A 1,700-nucleotide genomic window follows, 5' to 3' on the forward strand; every position below is an offset into this window, starting at 1 on the left:
GGGGGGGTTCCTATATAGGTTGTCAACTCCGTGGGTGAGGTTGTTGGGGGTATGAAGGGCTTCTGCTTCGCCGTGTGAATGTTGTTTTCGGGCATCTCGAGGAGCCGATTGGGCTTGCTGCTCAATCGGCTTGGATGGGAGCTGTTGGTTCTAAGCTGCTGTGACCTCTTGGACTGTGGAGATGTCTCGGTAGAGCTCGCCGCTACGCATCATGGCGAAGAGAACGTTTAGGCGTCGGCGTGCGAGTGCGACAACTGCGGCGTTGTGTCTTTTGCCTTCTTTGCGTTTTCGTTCATAGAATTGTCGGGAACGCTCGTGGAATCTGATCGATGCAAAAGACGATTGCCATAGGGCGTTCTTTAATTTTTTGTTGCCAGCCCGGTTGGGCGAATTCGACATGATGGACGTTCCCGACTGATTCGTCCGCGGTGATAGGCCTGCATAGGACGCTAGGTGCGCTGCATCGGGGAAGTCGGACATATCGCCAACGGTCATGAGGATCTGCGCGGCGCTACGCGGACCGATACCGGGCATGGATAAAAGAATCTCGGTGTGAGGAATGTCCTGGATGAGCTTGAGTACCTGTGCCTCGATTTCTTTACGATGCTCGAGTTTGGCCAATGCATCTTTGGCGGACATTGCTACGCCAAGTTCGGCGTATTCTGCCCCGGCAATGGACACGGTCTGCCCGTGGATGGCAGCAAGCATGGCATCGATGACAGGCTCAGGATTGCGCGCCCTGTGACTGCGCGCAAAGGCTGCCAGACGTGCTCTACCGATGCGTCGAATCTTGGTGGGGCCACCGTATTTGGCAAGTAGGTGGAGGATCCACTTGCGATGAATCACCTGTCCGCGCAGAACATGTTCGAATGCAGGATAGGTTCCCACGAGCGCGGATCGCATCTGGTTAATCAGGCGTGTGTAGGCCCGGGCGAGATCTTCGTCAATACCGTTGAGCACTTTCAGCTGGATAAAGACTTCCTCAACGCGGTCGACGCTGCGCAAGGCATCCGGAAGTTTAAGACCGGCATGGGCGATGACGTAGGCGTCGCGCACATCGGTCTTGGAGTTGCCGACGTGGATGCGAGAGAGCTGCCGCATCGCAAGCCCCGGTAGATAGCGAACGTCGGCCCCCATGTCTTGGGCGACTGCGACGGTTAACCGGCCGATGTTGTTGGGTTGATCGACAATGACAAGAACCGAAGCGTCATCGGCGAGAAATTTGCCGAAGAGCTTGCGTAGTGAGCCTTCATGCTGGTTGATGCGTTCGGACAGGACTTGTCTGCCTTGGAAATCGAGGACGCAGGCGTGGTGGAAGTATTTGCCGACGTCCACGCCAATGACGAAGTCATAGGCCATGGGTGTGTGCCTCCTAGCGATGAATGAGAAGTTGGATTATTTATGCTTCATCGCTGGGGTTGGTCGGACATACTTGCACTGGCATCCACATTACTGTGAGACCTCATACCACCTGGGCTGGGTCAAGTTCCTATTAGCAGTTTGAGTATGTCACTGTCTTCGGCGACATCACCCCCCGGATCATTTTCAGACAGGGACAGGAATAAGCCATACCGAAGCCAGCGACTAGTTCCACTGTTCTTGCGAACGGAGGGAACGGAAGTAAACATAACCCGCCCAATCGGGTGGACGGCCTATGAATCTTCGGTGCCCTGGGGTGGAACTGCTAACAACGTAATGGG

At 55.2% G+C, this 1,700-nt stretch carries 1 protein-coding gene; it reads right to left on the reverse strand.

The window, feature by feature from the left end; genetic code table 11:
• Positions 1-150: 150 nt before the first annotated feature.
• A complete protein-coding gene (locus tag HMPREF3048_RS02705) occupies positions 151-1,359 on the reverse strand; it encodes an IS110 family RNA-guided transposase (protein ID WP_070771113.1) in 1,209 nt (402 codons plus the stop codon).
• Positions 1,360-1,700 lie beyond the last annotated feature (341 nt).

Source organism: Corynebacterium sp. HMSC075D04, from assembly GCF_001815635.1.
GTDB lineage: Bacteria > Actinomycetota > Actinomycetes > Mycobacteriales > Mycobacteriaceae > Corynebacterium > Corynebacterium coyleae.

Bases quoted from the DNA above. Each gene is read 5' to 3' on its own strand.
- HMPREF3048_RS02705 (WP_070771113.1), bottom strand. From the start codon at position 1,359: ATGGCCTATGACTTCGTCATTGGCGTGGACGTCGGCAAATACTTCCAC.